General features: G+C 60.5%; 13 protein-coding genes. 6 read left to right on the top strand and 7 right to left on the bottom strand.

From position 1 onward, the window contains the following. Positions 1–413: 413 nt before the first annotated feature. From C6382_RS18005 to C6382_RS17995, 3 genes are read left to right on the top strand one after another with little or no spacing between them, the layout of a single operon-like run. On the top strand, positions 414–1787 hold the full coding sequence (locus tag C6382_RS18005) for a TolC family outer membrane protein (RefSeq protein WP_107025717.1): 1374 nt from the start codon (positions 414–416) through the stop codon (positions 1785–1787). 38 nt (positions 1788–1825) lie between these two features. After that, positions 1826–3973 (top strand): type I secretion system permease/ATPase, encoded by a 2148-nt coding sequence (locus C6382_RS18000; protein WP_371919633.1) that lies wholly within the window; start codon positions 1826–1828, stop codon positions 3971–3973. 11 nt (positions 3974–3984) lie between these two features. After that, a complete protein-coding gene (locus C6382_RS17995; protein ID WP_107025715.1) occupies positions 3985–5340 on the top strand; it encodes an HlyD family type I secretion periplasmic adaptor subunit in 1356 nt (451 codons plus the stop codon). Positions 5341–5401: 61 nt separating this feature from the next. Here C6382_RS17995 and C6382_RS17990 read toward each other — a convergent pair whose 3' ends face one another. The 3 genes from C6382_RS17990 to C6382_RS17980 all read right to left on the bottom strand — a co-directional run bounded on the left by C6382_RS17990 (position 5402) and on the right by C6382_RS17980 (position 8674). Beyond that, the gene (locus C6382_RS17990) at positions 5402–6001 is read right to left on the bottom strand and encodes a tRNA-uridine aminocarboxypropyltransferase (RefSeq protein WP_107025714.1); all 600 of its coding nucleotides are present in this window, start codon (positions 5999–6001) and stop codon (positions 5402–5404) included. Between the two features lie 78 nt (positions 6002–6079). Further along, positions 6080–7645: a PAS domain-containing methyl-accepting chemotaxis protein gene (locus C6382_RS17985; RefSeq protein WP_107025713.1), complete on the bottom strand. Its 1566-nt coding sequence runs from the start codon at positions 7643–7645 to the stop codon at positions 6080–6082. A gap of 135 nt (positions 7646–7780) precedes the next feature. Next, positions 7781–8674, bottom strand: coding sequence for a LysR family transcriptional regulator (locus C6382_RS17980; RefSeq protein WP_107025712.1), 894 nt, complete (start codon positions 8672–8674; stop codon positions 7781–7783). A gap of 224 nt (positions 8675–8898) precedes the next feature. Between C6382_RS17980 and speB the strand changes: the two genes are divergently transcribed. Beyond that, on the top strand, positions 8899–9849 hold the full coding sequence (gene speB, locus C6382_RS17975) for an agmatinase (RefSeq protein ID WP_028943195.1): 951 nt from the start codon (positions 8899–8901) through the stop codon (positions 9847–9849). A gap of 144 nt (positions 9850–9993) precedes the next feature. Next, the gene (locus C6382_RS17970) at positions 9994–11373 is read left to right on the top strand and encodes a sodium:solute symporter (protein WP_107025711.1); all 1380 of its coding nucleotides are present in this window, start codon (positions 9994–9996) and stop codon (positions 11371–11373) included. A 55-nt stretch (positions 11374–11428) separates the two neighbouring features. Here the strand turns inward: C6382_RS17970 and C6382_RS24415 are convergent, their stop codons facing one another. The 3 genes from C6382_RS24415 to C6382_RS17960 all read right to left on the bottom strand — a co-directional run bounded on the left by C6382_RS24415 (position 11429) and on the right by C6382_RS17960 (position 14223). Continuing rightward, the gene (locus tag C6382_RS24415; protein WP_256589133.1) at positions 11429–11554 is read right to left on the bottom strand and encodes a PA1414 family protein; all 126 of its coding nucleotides are present in this window, start codon (positions 11552–11554) and stop codon (positions 11429–11431) included. Positions 11555–11775: 221 nt separating this feature from the next. Further along, positions 11776–12702 carry a DMT family transporter gene (locus C6382_RS17965; protein WP_107025710.1) on the bottom strand — a complete coding sequence of 309 codons (927 nt, stop codon included), beginning with the start codon at positions 12700–12702 and terminating at the stop codon, positions 11776–11778. Between the two features lie 195 nt (positions 12703–12897). After that, positions 12898–14223, bottom strand: a complete 1326-nt coding sequence (locus C6382_RS17960; RefSeq protein WP_107025709.1) for a DEAD/DEAH box helicase — start codon at positions 14221–14223, stop codon at positions 12898–12900. 141 nt (positions 14224–14364) lie between these two features. Between C6382_RS17960 and C6382_RS17955 the strand changes: the two genes are divergently transcribed. Continuing rightward, positions 14365–15666, top strand: a complete 1302-nt coding sequence (locus tag C6382_RS17955) for a mechanosensitive ion channel family protein (RefSeq protein ID WP_107025708.1) — start codon at positions 14365–14367, stop codon at positions 15664–15666. Here the strand turns inward: C6382_RS17955 and C6382_RS17950 are convergent. Beyond that, positions 15607–16485, bottom strand: a complete 879-nt coding sequence (locus tag C6382_RS17950) for a carboxylate/amino acid/amine transporter (RefSeq protein WP_107025707.1) — start codon at positions 16483–16485, stop codon at positions 15607–15609. The genes C6382_RS17955 and C6382_RS17950 overlap by 60 nt on opposite strands. Between the last annotated feature and the right edge of the window lie 35 nt (positions 16486–16520).

Raw genomic sequence — 16520 nt, 5'->3', positions numbered from 1 at the left:
AGGCGCAGGTGGATTTCATTGAAATCAACACTTTCGCCTGACAGGCACCCAGTGAACGTGGAAAAACAAGCTGGCGATTTGGCATATGCCAAAAAATTGTCGCCAGCAACTGATCTTCCTCCATCCCCTCCGCTACATCCGTGCCCTTTGCCGCAAAAAATTCTGAACTTTCTCTGGCGCCCGAAAAATGCACCCTAGCGCGGTATCGACGGGTCGCCCGATATGAACAATGTCGCGGATTCCTTAGATCGCATAAGTTTTTTTTCGCATAACTCTTATGATAATTTCTTCTTAGCTCGCCTTATAAATGTTCTTAGCTCTGTTGTTACAAGCCTGAAACGGTTTGACCTTAAAAGTTCGTCAAAAATATGACGACAGCAACACCAAAATTTGAGATCAGGGAGAAGTACCCCATGCGCGTTTTGACCCCCATCACCAGCGCAATTCTATTGGCCATGGCATGTGCCAATGCTCAGGCGATGTCGCTTACGGAAGCTGTTCAAAGCGCCGTGGACCAACATCCGGAAATCAACGCCAGCCGCAACAATCGCTTATCCGCAGACGAAGATGTCAACGTTGCCAAGGGCGGTTGGTACCCGCGTGTGGACCTGGTTGCCGGCTATGGTCGGCAGAAGTCAGACAACACCAACACCCGCGGTTTCAACGCCGACGGCACTCGCAATCACAACACCGAAACCCTGAACTACACCCAGTCCGATCTGCGCTTGCGGCAGATGCTGTTCGACGGTTTCAACACCTCGAACGAAGTCGGTCGTACCGAGGCGGTGGTCAACTCCCGCGCCTATTACACCCAGGCAACCGCCCAAAGCGTCAGCCTGCGCGCCATCGAGGTGTACCTGGAGGTGCTCAAGCGCCGTGAACTGGTGACCCTGGCCAAGAACAACCTGCAGGCCCACCTGCGCGTCAACGACCAGATCGGCCTGCGTAGCGAACGCGGCGTGGGCAGCACCGCCGACCTTGACCAGTCCACCGCTCGTCGCGCGCTGGCGGAAAACAACCTGTACACCGCCGAAGTCGACCTGGCTGATGCCGAAGCCAACTTCTTCAGTGTCATCGGCCGGGTGCCCGACGAACTGGAAACGCCGGTCACCATCAAGGGTGAAATGCCCGCCAGCCTGCTCGACGCGCGTCAGGACATGCTCGAGCACAACCCCTACTTGAAGTCGGCCCAAGCCGATGTACAAGCCGCCGAGCAGCAGTACGAAGTGGCCAAGTCGCCGTTCTATCCACGCCTGGATGCGGTGTTGGCCACCGGCGCCAACAACAACACCGCAGGACAGGTCGGTCATGACAATAACGACTGGCAAGCCGGCGTCGAGCTCAGCTACAACCTGTTCCGCGGTGGCAGCGACAAGGCCCGCCTGCAGTCGGATGCGCACAAGATCAACCAGGCCATGGACATCCGCAACAATGCCTTGCGCACCCTCAACGAGGACCTGGCACTGTCTTGGAACGCCATGACCAACGCCCGCAAGCAAACCCCGACTGCCCGCGAGTACGCTGACACCACTACCCGTGTGCGCGCCGCCTACCAGGATCAGTTCGGCCTCGGCCAACGTACCCTGCTCGACCTGCTCGACAGCGAAAACGAGCTGTACAACGCCAACCGCCGCTACACCGAGGTGCGCTATATCGAGGAGTTCTCGATGTACAGGGTTCTGGCCAACATGGGTGAATTGCTCAGCAAACAACGCATCTCACTGCCGCCTGAGGCCATCGCCAAGAGTGAAGTGAGGAGCGAAGCACGTCTGCCCGATATGCGCTAAGCCTCGATCTGCTGCAGGAGTAGGCCATTGTGACCAGCATGCAACCTGTGAGCTCGGCGGCAGATCCGCGCCTGAGTTTCGATGACCCGTTACTCGATGGATTGCTGATTCTCTGCAAGCTGCACGGTTGCACGCTCAGCCGTGCCGGCCTGAGTGCCGGCCTGCCCTTGGCCCAGCAGCGTCTGAGCCTCGACCTGCTGCCGCGAGCCGCTGCCCGCGCCGGTTTGCAGGCGCGCGTGCTGCGCCGGGAACTGGAGGCGATTTCGGCGCTCAACTTGCCGGTGCTGTTGTTGCTCAAGCAGGGCCGCTGCGCCGTGCTACGGCGCTGGGGCGATGACGGCAAGGCACTGATCCTGCCCAGCGAGGCGGAAGGTGGCGAACAATGGGTCAGCCGCCAGGAGCTGGCCGAGGCCTATAGCGGCGAAGCACTGTTCGCCCGCCCCCGGCATGAGCTCGAAGACCTGCGCGCACCGTTGATGCCTCGGGTCAATGCCTGGTTCCGCGACACCCTGAAACTGTCTCGCTGGCTTTACAGCGATGCGGTGCTGGCCAGTTTGTTGATCAACCTGCTCGGCCTGATGGTGCCGTTGTTCGTCATGCAGACCTACGACCGGGTCGTGCCCAACCAGGCCATCTCAACCCTCTGGGTGCTGGTGGTTGGCCTGTTGATCGGCAGCCTGTTCGAATTGATTCTGCGCGTGGTGCGCGCCCACCTGCTGGACCAGGCCGGGAAAAAGACCGACCTGATTCTCTCGGCTACATTGTTCGAACGCATCACCGGGATGTCGATGAAGGCCCGCCCGGCCACCATCGGTGGTTTTGCGCAAAGCATTCATGACTTCCAGGGCCTGCGCGAATTTCTCACCGCCGTGACCCTGACCAGCGTCATTGACTTGCCGTTCGTGGTGCTGATGCTGCTGGTGATCGGTCTGCTCGGCGGCTGGCTGGTAGTGATTCCACTGATTGCCTTTCCAGTCACCATTATCTTCGCCCTGTTCATTCAGATACGCCTGCGTGACACCGTGCAAAAAAGCCTGGCCTTGGGTGCGGTGCGCCAGGCCCTGTTGATCGAGACCCTCGGCGGCCTGGAAACCCTCAAAGCCTGCAGTGCCGAAAGCGAGCGTCAGTACCAATGGGAAAGCACCCACGGCGCCCTGACCCGCCTCGACGCCCATGCCCGCAACCTGTCGGCCCTGGCCACCAACGGCACCTTGTTCATTCAGCAGTTCTGCGGCATGGCGACCATCGTTGCCGGGGTCTACAGCATCATTGCTGGCAATCTCAGCGTGGGTGCCCTGGTCGCCAGCTACATGCTCGGCAGCCGCGTACTGGCGCCGCTGGGCCAGATCGCCGGACTGATTACCCGTTATCAGCAAGCGCAGCTGACCATGCGCAGCACCGACGCGTTGATGGCGCTGCCACAAGAGCGCCAGGCCGGCCAGCAACCGCTGGAGCGCACCCAGCTGCACGGTGCCCTTGAGGTCAGCCATGTCAGCTTTCGTTATACCGGGCAGAATGCCGCAGCGCTCAATGCCGTAAGTTTCAGCGTCAAACCCGGCGAGCGCATCGGCATCATCGGCCGCAGCGGTTCGGGCAAAAGCACCCTGGCCCGCCTGTTGATGGGCTTTTATGCCCCGGACGAAGGGCAGATCCTGCTCGACAATCTCGACCTACGCCAACTCGACATCGCCGACCTGCGCAACCAGATCGGCTATGTCGCCCATGACCTGCCGCTGCTGGCCGGCAGCCTGCGCGACAACCTCACCCTCGGCGCGCGCTATGTGAGTGACGCACGCATGCTGGAAGTGGCCGAGCTGACCGGCGTCAGTGAACTGGCGCGCCAACATCCGCAAGGCTTCGACCGCCCGGTGGGTGAACGCGGCCAACTGCTGTCCGGTGGACAACGCCAGTCTGTGCTGCTGGCCCGGGCGATGCTGTTGGAGCCGCCGATCATGATCCTTGACGAACCCACCAGCCACATGGACAACGCCAGCGAAGACCAGTTGCGCCAACGCCTGCATGGCTGGGTCCAGGGCAAGACCCTGCTGCTGGTCACCCACCGTACCTCAATGCTTAGTCTGGTCGACCGCCTGCTGGTCCTGGACAACGGCAAGGTGGTGGCCGACGGGCCGAAGGAAGCGGTTATCGATGCACTGCGCAAAGGCCGGGTTGGTTCGGCCATCTAGGGGATCTCGTCATGTCCATCAGCCAAGGCCTGCGCAGTTACCTCCAGAGTTTCGGCAAAACTGCCGAACGCGACTACATGCCGGATGTGGCCGGCGCCACGTTACAGGACTCGCCACGCTTGTCGCGCATCACCGTGTGGCTGGCTGCCGCCTTGTTGCTGGTAGCCGTGCTGTGGGCCTGGTTTGCAGTGCTGGACGAAGTGACCATGGGTGAAGGCAAGGCGATCCCGTCGAGCAAGGTGCAGGTGATCCAGAACCTGGAAGGCGGCATCGTCACCGAGATCTTTGTTCGCGAAGGGCAAATGGTCAACAAGGGCGATACCTTGCTGCGCCTGGACGACACCCGCTTTCTGTCCAACAAAGGCGAGAGCGAAGCGGATCGCTATGCCCTCACCGCCCAGGTCGAACGTCTGTCGGCCGAAGCCGAAGGTCGCCCCTTCGAAGTCTCTGAAGAAGTGCGCAACAAAGCACCACAGGTGGCCGAGGACGAGTTGTCGTTGTATCAGTCCCGGCAACGTCGCCTGAGCAGCGAGAAACAGACCCTCAACGAACAACTGCGGCAGAAGACCCAGGAGCTGGCCGAGTTTCGCTCCAAGGCCGAGCAGTACCGCTCAGCGCTGGGCCTGCTGCAGCAAGAACTGAATATGTCGACACCGCTGGTGGGCACCGGCGCGATTTCCCCCGTGGAGATCTTGCGCCTCAAGCGCAGCACCGTAGAAGCCCGTGGTTCGCTGAATGCCACTACGCTGGCCATTCCCCGTGCAGAGGCGGCGGTGGCGGAAATAAAAAGCAAGATCGAGGAGTCGGAAGCCGGTTTCCGTTCGGAGGCGGCCAAGGAGCTCAACGAAAAACGCACCGACCTGTCGAAGATCACCGCGTCGAGCATCGCCATCGATGACCGGGTCACGCGCACCACCGTGGTATCGCCGGTGCATGGCATTATCAAGCTGCTCAAGGTCAACACCATCGGTGGCGTGGTCCAGCCGGGCAGCGATCTACTGGAGATCGTACCACTGGAAGACAACCTGCTGATCGAAGCCAAGGTGCGCCCGCAGGACGTTGCCTTCCTGCACCCGGGGCAGTCGGCAATGGTCAAGTTCAGCGCCTACGACTACACCATCTACGGCGGCCTCAAGGCCAAACTGGAATTGATCAGCGCCGACACCGTCACCGATGACAAGGGCAATTCGTTCTACCTGATCCAGGTGCGCACCGACAAAAACCACCTTGGTGGCGATAACAAACCTTTGCTGATCATCCCCGGGATGACTGCCACAGTGGATATCATCACCGGGCACAAGAGTGTGCTGGATTACCTGCTTAAACCGGTGCTCAAAGCGCGGACAGAGGCCATGCGCGAGCGTTGAGCATCGCGTGGCAAGCCCGCTCCCACCGGAGGGGGTTCTCTGCGGGCTTGCCACGCGATAATCAACGCAAATGATTACGCTCGTACGTCTCGCGCCCCATCGCCTCGATCTGCCCTTCGATCAAAGCCTCAAATGGTTTAAGCAACGCATCGAAACATACCGGCGCCTCCAGCACATTCAACGCCTGCACCACCGCCTCCAGGGTCGACAGCGCGCCATCAGCGGGCGCTTTGCGCAAGCGGTAGCGCGAAGGCTGCACTTGGGCCAGCGTTACCCGCGGCAAGGTGGCCAGCAGCGGGTTCAGGTGCAGCAGCTTGCTCGCCTTGCGCCAGGTGCCATCGGGCACCACCAGTAGCCACGGGCGCTGATCCTGCTCACCGGCATAGGCAGCCAGAGGCTGAGCCTGATCGCCAGGAAACAGCAACGCACTGCGATACCCCGGCGCCTCGATCAGCGCAGCCAGATCCTCAAACACCTCACCTACCCGCAGTTGGCTATTACGCAGGCCCAACGCCGCCAGTTTCGCGGTATTGAGGGCATGGCGCACCTCGCTCGGATGCTGCAACACCAGTACACGGGTGCGGCTATCGAGAGACGGGATCAAGGGGCAAAGGCAATGGGCTTGTGGGCGCAGGCAGCGCTCGCACTGGATTCTGGACATCGGGTTCTCCTGGGCGGGCAAAGTGTGCCACAGCAGTCCCGGAAAAAGCCCACTTCCCTGTGGGTGAGACGAAAGACGTCAGCGGTTGAAACGTTCAGCCAGGCTGTGCAGGTACTCGGCCATGCGCTCCAGGTCCTGACTGATCTCGGCGCCCTGCTTGGCCTGTCCGGCGCTGTGATCGCAGAGCTGGGCAATGCGGGTGATCTGCTGATTGATATCTTCAGCGACATTGCTTTGCTGTGCAGACGCCGTGGCCATCTGCTGACTCATGCCAGTAATACGGCTAACCGCCTGAGTGATCCCCACCAGTGCCGACTGCACCGCTTCGACACGTTGCACGCTGTCTCTGGAGATCTGCTCGCCCTTGCTCGCCGAAGATACCGCACGCTGTGCGCCGTCACGCAGCGAAGCGATGATCTGGTGGATTTCCTCGGTGGAGGTGCGGGTGCGCTGGGCCAACGATCGAACTTCGTCAGCCACCACAGCAAATCCGCGCCCCTGTTCACCGGCCCGCGCTGCTTCAATCGCTGCGTTCAGAGCAAGCAGATTGGTCTGTTCGGCGATTGATGTGATCACATCCACCACACTGCCAATGGACTGAGTCTGTTCGGCCAGGGCGTTGACCGCCTGACCAATGTCATTGACCGCATCACTCATGCTACCCATGGCCCGCAGGCTTTGCTGTGCCAGGTCACTCCCCTGCTGAGCCAACTGATCGACGTCCGCAGCGGCCGAGGCAGTATTTTGTACGTTGTGGGTGACCTCCTGGATGGTCGCAGCCATCTGCGCGATAGCCGTGGCCGACTGGTCGGTTTCGCTGCGCTGGCGGTCGAGCATCTGCGCCTGGGCACCGGACAGGTCCGAGGATTGTGCAGCCCGCGCCTTGACCCCGACACCTGCGTCGACCAAGCGGGTCAGCGCGGTCTGCAGCCGCGCTTCCTCGCTGAGGATGGCCAGGTCCAGTTGCCCTTGCAAACCTTTGTTGTCGCTGTAGGTCAGGGCTACAAGCGGGCTGGTGAACGCTTTCGGATGCTCGGCCAGGGTTCGCTTGATCACTCGGTTCTGCCGCGATTCGATCAGGTACCAGGCGCTGAGCAGGCTGCTCATCAGCACGCCAAGCGCCGCGTATTGTGGTAGCCAAAGGTAACCTGCCGCTGAAAGCAGACCGGCGCCGAGCAACGGCCAACCATGCTCAACCACCTCACCTACACGCGCAGCCCACGGCACAGCTGCTCGCCCCTGATGCAAGCGTGCATACAGCGCGGTGGCACGACGGACCTGCTCGCGGCTCGGCACTGAGCGCACCGATTCGTAGCCACTGATCCGACCATTCTCGTAGATCGCCGTCACATAGGCACTGACCCAATAGAAGTCACCGTTTTTGGCGCGGTTCTTGACAACGCCCATCCACGGCTTGCCTTGCTTGATGGTTTCCCACATATGACTGAACACCGCAGGCGGCATATCCGGATGGCGTACCAGGTTATGCGGCTGATCGAGCAATTCTTCGTAGGTGAAACCGCTGATGGCGACAAAGGCGTCGTTACAATAGGTGATACGGCTGTTGAGATCGGTGGTAGAAATCAGTCGTTGTTCGCTGGGGAAGGTTCTTTCGTGCTCAGTGACGGGCAAATTCATGCGCATCTGTGCGATACCTGCCGATGGATGATGGGAAAATGACATCAACGCAGTACAGGTTTAGCAGAGCGTTTGCTGGAAAGTAGTTCGCTTACTTAGAAAATTTCCGGTTTGATTTGAATTTTTCACAGGTCATTTCGGTCAGGCCGGCGTGAGCTGCGCCTTGAGCAAATCGCGGAAGGTCTGAATCAAAGGTTCGCGGCTGCGTCCGCGACGAATGATCATGGAAAACGGCGCCTGATAACCGAAGGTCGCTGGTGATAACACGCGCAAATCGCCCTTGTCGGCCCAAGCCTGGGCATAGTGTTCCGGCAGGTAACCGATATAGGCCCCGGACAACACCAGAATCAGTTGCGCCTCCATGCTTTCCACCGTCGCCGCACTGTGTTTGAAACCGTGTCGGGCCAGTTCCGCCTGACTCCAGTAGCCGCGCCCGACCATGCGCTGTTGGGTGATGACCTGTTCAGGAATGCGTCGCTCGTGAAACAGCGGATGGCGGTTACTGCAGTACAACCAGTGCTGCTCACGATACAGCGGTTGATAGACCAGCCCACTCATACGTGTCGAGAACGCACCGATGGCAAGGTCCAGGCGGTTATCCTGCACCCCCAACTGCAACTCGTAGGGGCTGGATACCGACAGATGCAGGTGCACCGCCGGATGTTCCTGGCTGTAGGCGCCAATGGCTTCGGCCAGCGGCAGCGCACGATCGCCTACGGTCGAGTCGATTACCCCAAGATTCAGGGTGCCGCGCAACTCGCCCTTGAGCGCTGCGGCGTATTGCTCGAAGCCGTCCATTTCGGCCAGCAGGCGCAGGGTTTCCTGATGGAACAGTTCGCCCTTGCTGGTCAGGCTGAAGCCCCCCCGCCCGCGGTGACACAGGACGATGCCCAGCGCCGCTTCCAACTGGCTCATGTAGGTGCTGATGGCAGAGGTCGAAAGATTGAGTTCGCGCTGGGCGTTGGCGAACCCCTGATGGCGTACGACGCTGACGAAAATGCGCAGGAGTTTCAGGTCAGGCAGTGCACAAGCCATGGCTTACAGGGTCCAAAAAGACAGCGAATGGCAGAAGTCTAACCAGATTCCCGCCGATAGTTTAGAAAAACCTGAACTAAGTATTTGCCCGTAGCGATTCTTTTTGCCCACTACCTTTTGCAGACTCTGCCGCAATGCACCTGCTTGCCAGCACTTCAGGGTTACTAGCCGCCCCGCAAGACAGGTTCCAACAACTAAAACAATCGAATCAATGAGGCCCGACCGTGGACAAGATTCTGCACCAACCACTGGGCGGCAACGAAATGCCGCGTTTCGGCGGCATCGCCACCATGCTCCGTCTCCCTCACCTGCAAAGCGCCGAAGGCCTTGATGCCGCCTTCATCGGCATCCCGCTGGACATCGGTACTTCGCTGCGCTCCGGCACCCGTTTCGGCCCACGGCAGATCCGTGCCGAGTCGGTAATGATCCGCCCTTACAACATGGCCACTGGCGCTGCACCCTTCGATTCGATGTCGGTAGCCGATATCGGTGATGTGGCGATCAACACCTTCAACCTGCTTGAAGCTGTGCGCATCATTGAAGAAGCCTACGACGAAATCCTCGAACACAATGTCATCCCCATGACCATGGGTGGCGACCACACCATCACCCTGCCGATCCTGCGGGCGATCCACAAGAAGCATGGCAAGGTAGGCCTGGTGCACATCGATGCCCACGCTGACGTCAACGATCACATGTTCGGCGAGAAGATCGCCCACGGCACCACCTTCCGCCGCGCCGTGGAAGAAGGTCTGCTCGATTGCGACCGCGTGGTCCAGATCGGCTTGCGCGCCCAGGGCTATACCGCCGAAGACTTCAACTGGAGCCGCAAACAAGGCTTCCGTGTCGTCCAGGCCGAAGAATGCTGGCACAAATCACTGGAACCCTTGATGGCTGAAGTGCGCGAGAAAGTCGGCGGCGGCCCGGTGTACCTGAGCTTCGACATCGACGGCATCGATCCCGCCTGGGCCCCAGGCACCGGCACCCCGGAAATCGGCGGTCTGACCACCATCCAGGCCATGGAAATCATCCGTGGTTGCCAGGGCCTTGACCTGATTGGCTGCGACCTGGTGGAGGTCTCGCCACCTTACGACACCACCGGCAACACCTCCTTGCTCGGTGCCAACCTGCTCTACGAAATGCTCTGTGTCTTGCCGGGCGTTGCTCGCCGCTGACCGACAGGCACCAGGAGCTACAACGAGGCAGGAGCCATGATCGCCGGATCGCCCAGGCGGCCGGCAAAGTAGACGAATGACCGGCGTCGGGCTTGCCTGGCGTCAGGATCGATCTCACCATAATAAAGATAATCGGAGACACCCATGGCCTTAGACTTATTCGTTGTCTTGATCTACGCGGCCGGCATGCTCGGGCTCGGCTGGTATGGCATGCGCAAAGCAAAAACCCACGAAGATTACCTGGTGGCCGGACGCAACCTCGGCCCCAGCCTGTACATGGGCACCATGGCAGCCACCGTGCTCGGCGGCGCCTCGACAGTAGGTACCGTGAAACTGGGTTACGTCCACGGTATCTCGGGCTTCTGGCTGTGTGCGGCCCTGGGCCTGGGCATCATTGCCCTGAACCTGTTCCTGGCCAAGCCCCTGCTGCGCCTGAAAATCTTCACCGTGACCCAGGTGCTGGAGCAGCGCTACAACCCCATGGCCCGTCAGGCCAGCGCCGTGATCATGCTTGCCTATGCACTGATGATCGCCGTGACCTCGAGCCTGGCCATCGGTACCGTTCTGCAAGTGCTGTTCGATATGCAGTTCTGGGCCGCGATTCTGCTCGGCGGCGGTGTGGTTGTGGTGTACTCCACCATCGGCGGCATGTGGTCGCTGACCCTGACCGACATCGTCCAGTTCGTGATCAAGACCGTTGGCCTGATGTTCGTCCTGCTGCCGATCTGCCTGTACCGCGTGGGCGGTTGGGATGAGCTGGTCGCCAAGCTGCCGAGTGCCAGCTTCAGCCTGACCACCATCGGCTGGGACACCATCATCACCTACTTCCTGATCTACTTTTTCGGCATCCTTATCGGTCAGGATATCTGGCAGCGAGTGTTCACCGCCCGTGACGAGAAGGTCGCCCAACGCGCCGGCACCGTTGCCGGTGTCTATTGTGTGATCTACGGTCTGGTGTGTGCGGTGATCGGCATGGCTGCCCATGTGCTGCTGCCGGATCTGGGCAACGCCAACAATGCCTTTGCCGCCATCGTCAAATCCGCCCTGCCTGATGGCATCCGCGGTCTGGTGATTGCCGCCGCGCTGGCAGCGATGATGTCCACCGCCAGTGCCGGCCTGCTGGCAGCCTCGACCGTGCTGACCGAAGACCTGCTGCCCAAGCTGCGCGGTGGCAAGCAGTCGAGCCTGGCCATCAACCGCCTGTTCACCCTGCTCACCGGTATTGCCGTACTGGGTATCGCCCTGGTGGTCGAAGACGTGATCAGTGCCCTGACCCTAGCCTACAACCTGTTGGTCGGCGGCATGCTGGTGCCACTGATCGGTGCGATCTTCTGGAAGCGCGCAAGCACTGCCGGTGCAATCACCAGCATGGCCTTGGGCTTTGTCACTGCCCTGGCGTTCATGATCAAAGACGGGATGGATGCCAACACGCCGATCTACTACAGCCTGGCGGTCGCGCTGGTCAGCTTTGTGGTGGTAAGTGTGATGTCCCGCCGTCCGGTGGGTGCGGTAAACCTGGCCTGATCCAGGCCAACGACGGCCGTCGCATCTGCGTGATGCGGCGGCCCGGGCCAGGCGCCTAGCGACGCGGCTGGCGCTTGCGCTGCTCCTCATCGGTAGGGATCGGCACCGGCTGCAACGGCGGTGGAATCAAGCCCAGAGCCGCAGCCAGGTCATGAAGCCAGTTGAACAGAATATTTCTCATAACTCCCCCTCACGGGTCAGCCTGCACGGCGTTTCAATCCTGCGATGCTTCATACAGATCATAGCCCTATGTTTCCTATTGCGCATGCTCCAGGACTACAACTTGGGTCGAGTTTGATCTTAATCAAGCACTGACCGCCACCTCAGTAGCCCAGGCAACTGTTTCCCCTTGTTGCAAATCGATCCAGGCACTCAACTTCACACTGCTCTGGCGGCCGCAACTTAGCCAAGCAGACTGCGCAAACGTCGGCGCACCCACTGCTCAGCACTGACCAGCGTTACGCCGAGCAGAACCATGATGGCCCCGAGCACGAAGTTCAGGCTCAGCGGCTCACCCAACAACAGCACGCCAAAGGTCACCCCGAACAACGGGGTAATGAAGGAAAATACTGCCAGGTTCGACGCCAGGTAGCGGCGCAGTAACCAGAACCAGGTCAGGTAACTGAAGAACGACACGATCAGCCCCTGGAACAACAGGCTGCCAATAGCCAGCGGGGTAAAGTGCACCTGGGCGACCTGACCGCTGAGGACGGCGATCAACAACAGGCCGACGAAACCGACCGCCAGTTGATAAAACAAGGTCAGGGTCGCAGGTGCCTCTGACAGCCGGGAAGCGCGTACTACCACCGTGGTCGCGCCCCAGGCCAGACCTGCCAGTACGCCGAAGGCATCGCCCAGCAGCATGCGCCCGTCCAGGTCTGACAACGACACGCCGCCGGCGAAGGCATAGGCAATACCGCCAAAAGCCAGGACGATACCCAGCCATTGCAGAGGCCGCAGGCGTTCACTCGGCAGCAACCAATGCAGGCCCAGGGCAGTGAACACCGGCGCAGTGTAGAGGAACACCGACATGTGCGCCGCCGAGGTCAGCTTCAGGCCTTCGGCGATGAACAGAAACTCCACCCCAAACAGCGCGCCGGCCAGCAGACCGCCGCGCCAGGTGTGCGCCACCTGATCCCAACCGCCACGAAAGCAGATCAGCAGGCCGACCAATACCGCCGCCATTCCCGAACGCAGGGCCTGTTGCATCACCGGAGCAATGTCTGGCGCGGCCAACTTGATCATTACCTGCTGGATGCCCCAGATCAGGCACAGCACCAGCATTACTTGCAGGGCAAAGGCATCGGTATTGCGACGGGTGGCGCTCATTGCGGGCACCCGCTATCGGTTAACGGCATGGCAGAGTCTCGGCAGCTGTGGATCCAGCGCCGATTATCAGCGGCTGCAGGTGCTCATTGCCAGCCTTGTGTTGCCCTCGGGCAATTTGAAGTAGGTTTGAGCTATCGCGGGGCAAGCCCGCTCCCACAGGTGCACACTCAAGCCTGTGAGAGCTGATAAATGGCTTTACTCAGCAGCCGGAGCCGGCTTGCGACGCTTGAGCGGCGCCAGACCGTCGGCACTGGCCAACGGTGCATTAGGCTTCGGCTTGGCAGTCGGCTTGCGCTTGGCCACGACCTTCTTGTCGCCCTTCTTGTCGGTCTTTTTCTTCTTCACGCCAGCAGCCTTGCCCGAGGCCTTGACCTTTTTCGGTCCGCTGTAGGTGCCTTTGACTTCCTTGATGACACGGCGCTCGAAGCTCTGCTTCAGGTAACGCTCGATGCTCGACATCAGGTTCCAGTCGCCATGGCAGATCAGCGAAACGGCCAGACCTTCGTTACCGGCGCGACCGGTACGACCGATACGGTGCACGTATTCGTCGCCGCTGCGCGGCATGTCGAAGTTGATCACCAGGTCCAGGCCGTCAACGTCCAAGCCACGCGCCGCGACATCGGTCGCCACCAGCACTTTGGCACCGCCCTGCTTCAGGCGCTCGATGGCCAGCTTGCGGTCTTTCTGGTCCTTGTCGCCATGCAGAACGAAGGCTTTGACGTCCTTGGCCACCAAATGACCGTAGATGCGGTCGGCCATGACCCGGGTGTTAGTGAAGATGATCGCCTTCTGATACGTCTCGTTGGCCAGCAGCCACTGGACGATCTGCTCTTTATGCTGGTTGTGGTCGGCCGTGATGATCTGCTGACGAGTACCGTCGTTGAGCTGGCTGACGGTGTTGAGCATCAGGTGCTCCGGGTCTTTGAGCACTTTGCCGATCATGTCGCGCAGGCCGGCACCGCCGGTGGTGGCGGAGAACAGCAGGGTCTGTTCGCGGCTCGGGCACTCGCCGCACAGGCGCTCGACGTCTTCGGAGAAGCCCATGTCCAGCATGCGGTCGGCTTCGTCGAGAACGACCACCTGCACATGCTCAAGCTTGAGGTTACCGGCGTTCAGTTGCTCGAGCATACGGCCCGGGGTACCGACGAGGATATCCGGCACCTTGCGCAGCATGGCGGCCTGTTCCTTGAAGTCTTCACCGCCGGTGATCATGCCGGCCTTGATGAAGGTGAACTGAGCGAAACGCTCGATTTCCTTGAGGGTTTGCTGGGCCAGCTCACGGGTTGGCAGCAGTACCAGCGCACGGATCTCGACACGCTTTTGCTTGAGGTCGACCAGGCGGTTGAGCACCGGCAGTACGAAGGCTGCGGTCTTGCCACTACCGGTTTTCGCCGTTACTCGCAGGTCACGCCCCTGCAAAGCCAGGGGAATGGCGGCCGCCTGCACCGGAGTCGGCTCTTCGAAGTTCAGTGCAGCAACGGCTTTGAGCAGGCGTTCGTGCAGGGCGAATTGGGAAAACACGGGTGTACCTCGGGCATGTGCAGAAATTCAGCCGTATAGGGTAACGTTTTCCAGCGCCTACGCCGAATTTCTTTTGGCATTGATGCACCGTTCCGGGCTCTAATAACCCCTCATTTTCACTTCGGACACGTCAACTACCGCATGGCTATTGAACAGTTCTGGCAAAACGCCCTCGATCTCTGGGGCACTCTTGATCAACATCCTGTGCTGCACGCAGGCCTTGGGCTGAGCATTCTGCTGGTCGTCGCCCTGGTGCTGGGCCGGGTGGCACGCTTCTTGACGCTTCATGCCGTCAAGCTGCTGGGCCGACAGCCGGCACTGCACTGGGTCAATGACCTGCTGCAAAACAAGGTTTTCCACCGCCTGGCACAGATGACGCCATCGCTGGTGGTGCAGTTCGGCCTGAAACTGGTGCCGGAGCTCAATGCCCCCAGCCAGCACTTCCTCGGCAACGTCGCGCTGGCCTTTACCATTCTGTTCCTGATGCTGGCCATCAGTGCCCTGCTCGATGCCCTGCTGGACATCTACGCGCGCACCGAACACGCGCGCACCCGCTCGATCAAAGGTTATGTGCAACTGGCGAAGATGGTGCTCTACGTATTTGGCGCGATCATCATTGTCGCCACGCTGATCGACCGCTCACCGCTGTTGCTGCTGTCGGGCCTGGGTGCCATGTCGGCGGTGATCCTGTTGGTGTACAAGGACACCCTGCTGTCATTCGTGGCCAGCGTGCAGCTGACCAGCAACGACATGCTGCGGGTTGGCGACTGGATCGAGATGCCCCAGGTCGGCGCCGACGGCGACGTGGTGGATATCACCCTGCACACAGTCAAGGTGCAGAACTTCGATAAGACCATCGTCTCCATCCCTACCTGGCGACTGATGTCCGAATCGTTCAAGAACTGGCGCGGCATGCAGCAGTCAGGAGGGCGGCGGATCAAGCGCAGCCTGTATATTGACGCAGGCGGTGTACGGTTCTTGACCGACAACGAAGAACAGCGACTGAGCCAGGTTCACCTGCTGACCGACTACATCGCCCGCAAGCGTAGCGAGCTCAAAGCCTGGAACGAGGCTCAGGGTAATGTCGCCGAACTCTCGGCCAACCGTCGGCGCATGACCAACATCGGCACCTTCCGCGCTTATGCCCTGGCCTACCTGAAGAGCCACCCGGAAATCCAGCCGAACATGACCTGCATGGTCCGCCAGATGCAGACCACCGCCCAGGGCATCCCGCTGGAGATCTACTGCTTCACCCGCACCACCGCATGGGGCGACTACGAGCGCATCCAGGGCGATATCTTCGACTACCTGCTGGCGGTGATGCCGGAGTTCGGCCTGAGCCTGTACCAGCAGCCAAGCGGCAATGACCTGCGCGCCGGCCTGCTACCGGCGGGCCTGCCCCAACAGCAACGGACGCTGACAGCCGAGACGGCCGAGCCATAGCGAAACCAGAATCACCGCCCCGCCGATGAACAACCTGCCCAGGGGCTCGTGCTGATTCCAGATCAGCAAATTGAGCAGCAGTCCCACCGGCACGTGCAGGTTGTTCATCACCGCCAGGGTCGCACCGGAAACCAGGCACGCGCCCTTGTTCCACCAGTACAAGCCCAACGCCGTCGGGCACAGACCGAGGAACAGCAGCACCAGCCATTGCACATCGGTGCTGGGCAGGTGCTGGCGGTTGCCGAACGCCAGAAACGCCGGTAACACCACCAGCAAAGCACCCAGGTAAAAATAGCCAAAGCGCCGGTAATGCGGCAGGTCGCTGGGGTTACGGGCGATCAGGTGACGGTACAGTACCTGGCCGGCGGCATAGGTGAGGTTGGCCAGTTGCAGCAGCAAAAAACCCATGAAGAAGTCCGGGCTGATGCGATCGAAACGGATCACCGCCGCACCCGCCACCGCCACCAGGGCAGCCACCAGCGCCCAAGGGTTGAAGCGCCGGTTCAGAGCATCCTCGATCAGGGTCACATGCAGGGGTGTGAGGATGGTGAACAGCAGCACTTCCGGCACGGTCAGCACCCTGAAGCTCAGGTACAGACACACATAGGTAACGCCGTATTGCAGAGCACCGATCAGCAGCATCGAGCGCATGAAACGCGGCTCGACCTGACGCCAGCGGGTCAGCGGCAGGAACACCAGCCCGGCCAGCACTACCCGAGCCAACACCGCGAAATAGCTGTCGACATGACCTGCCAGGTACTCACCGATCAGGCTGAAGGAAAACGCCTGGATCAGTGCGACGATCAATAAATAGCCCATGGTTGCCCCTTATTCTAGAGGCGGCGACATTAGCG

The sequence above is a fragment of the Pseudomonas sp. BBP2017 genome (assembly GCF_003024385.1).
In the GTDB taxonomy this organism is placed as follows: domain Bacteria; phylum Pseudomonadota; class Gammaproteobacteria; order Pseudomonadales; family Pseudomonadaceae; genus Aquipseudomonas.
Note: the sequence above shows the minus strand (reverse complement) of the source record. Positions and strands in the feature narration are given on the sequence as shown.

Coding starts and splice junctions, on each gene's coding strand:
- C6382_RS18005 (WP_107025717.1), top strand. CDS start 414: ATGCGCGTTTTGACCCCCATCACCAGCGCAATTCTATTGGCCATGGCA.
- C6382_RS18000 (WP_371919633.1), top strand. CDS start 1,826: ATGCAACCTGTGAGCTCGGCGGCAGATCCGCGCCTGAGTTTCGATGAC.
- C6382_RS17995 (WP_107025715.1), top strand. CDS start 3,985: ATGTCCATCAGCCAAGGCCTGCGCAGTTACCTCCAGAGTTTCGGCAAA.
- C6382_RS17990 (WP_107025714.1), bottom strand. CDS start 6,001: ATGTCCAGAATCCAGTGCGAGCGCTGCCTGCGCCCACAAGCCCATTGC.
- C6382_RS17985 (WP_107025713.1), bottom strand. CDS start 7,645: ATGCGCATGAATTTGCCCGTCACTGAGCACGAAAGAACCTTCCCCAGC.
- C6382_RS17980 (WP_107025712.1), bottom strand. CDS start 8,674: ATGGCTTGTGCACTGCCTGACCTGAAACTCCTGCGCATTTTCGTCAGC.
- C6382_RS17970 (WP_107025711.1), top strand. CDS start 9,994: ATGGCCTTAGACTTATTCGTTGTCTTGATCTACGCGGCCGGCATGCTC.
- C6382_RS24415 (WP_256589133.1), bottom strand. CDS start 11,554: ATGAGAAATATTCTGTTCAACTGGCTTCATGACCTGGCTGCGGCTCTG.
- C6382_RS17965 (WP_107025710.1), bottom strand. CDS start 12,702: ATGAGCGCCACCCGTCGCAATACCGATGCCTTTGCCCTGCAAGTAATG.
- C6382_RS17955 (WP_107025708.1), top strand. CDS start 14,365: ATGGCTATTGAACAGTTCTGGCAAAACGCCCTCGATCTCTGGGGCACT.
- C6382_RS17950 (WP_107025707.1), bottom strand. CDS start 16,485: ATGGGCTATTTATTGATCGTCGCACTGATCCAGGCGTTTTCCTTCAGC.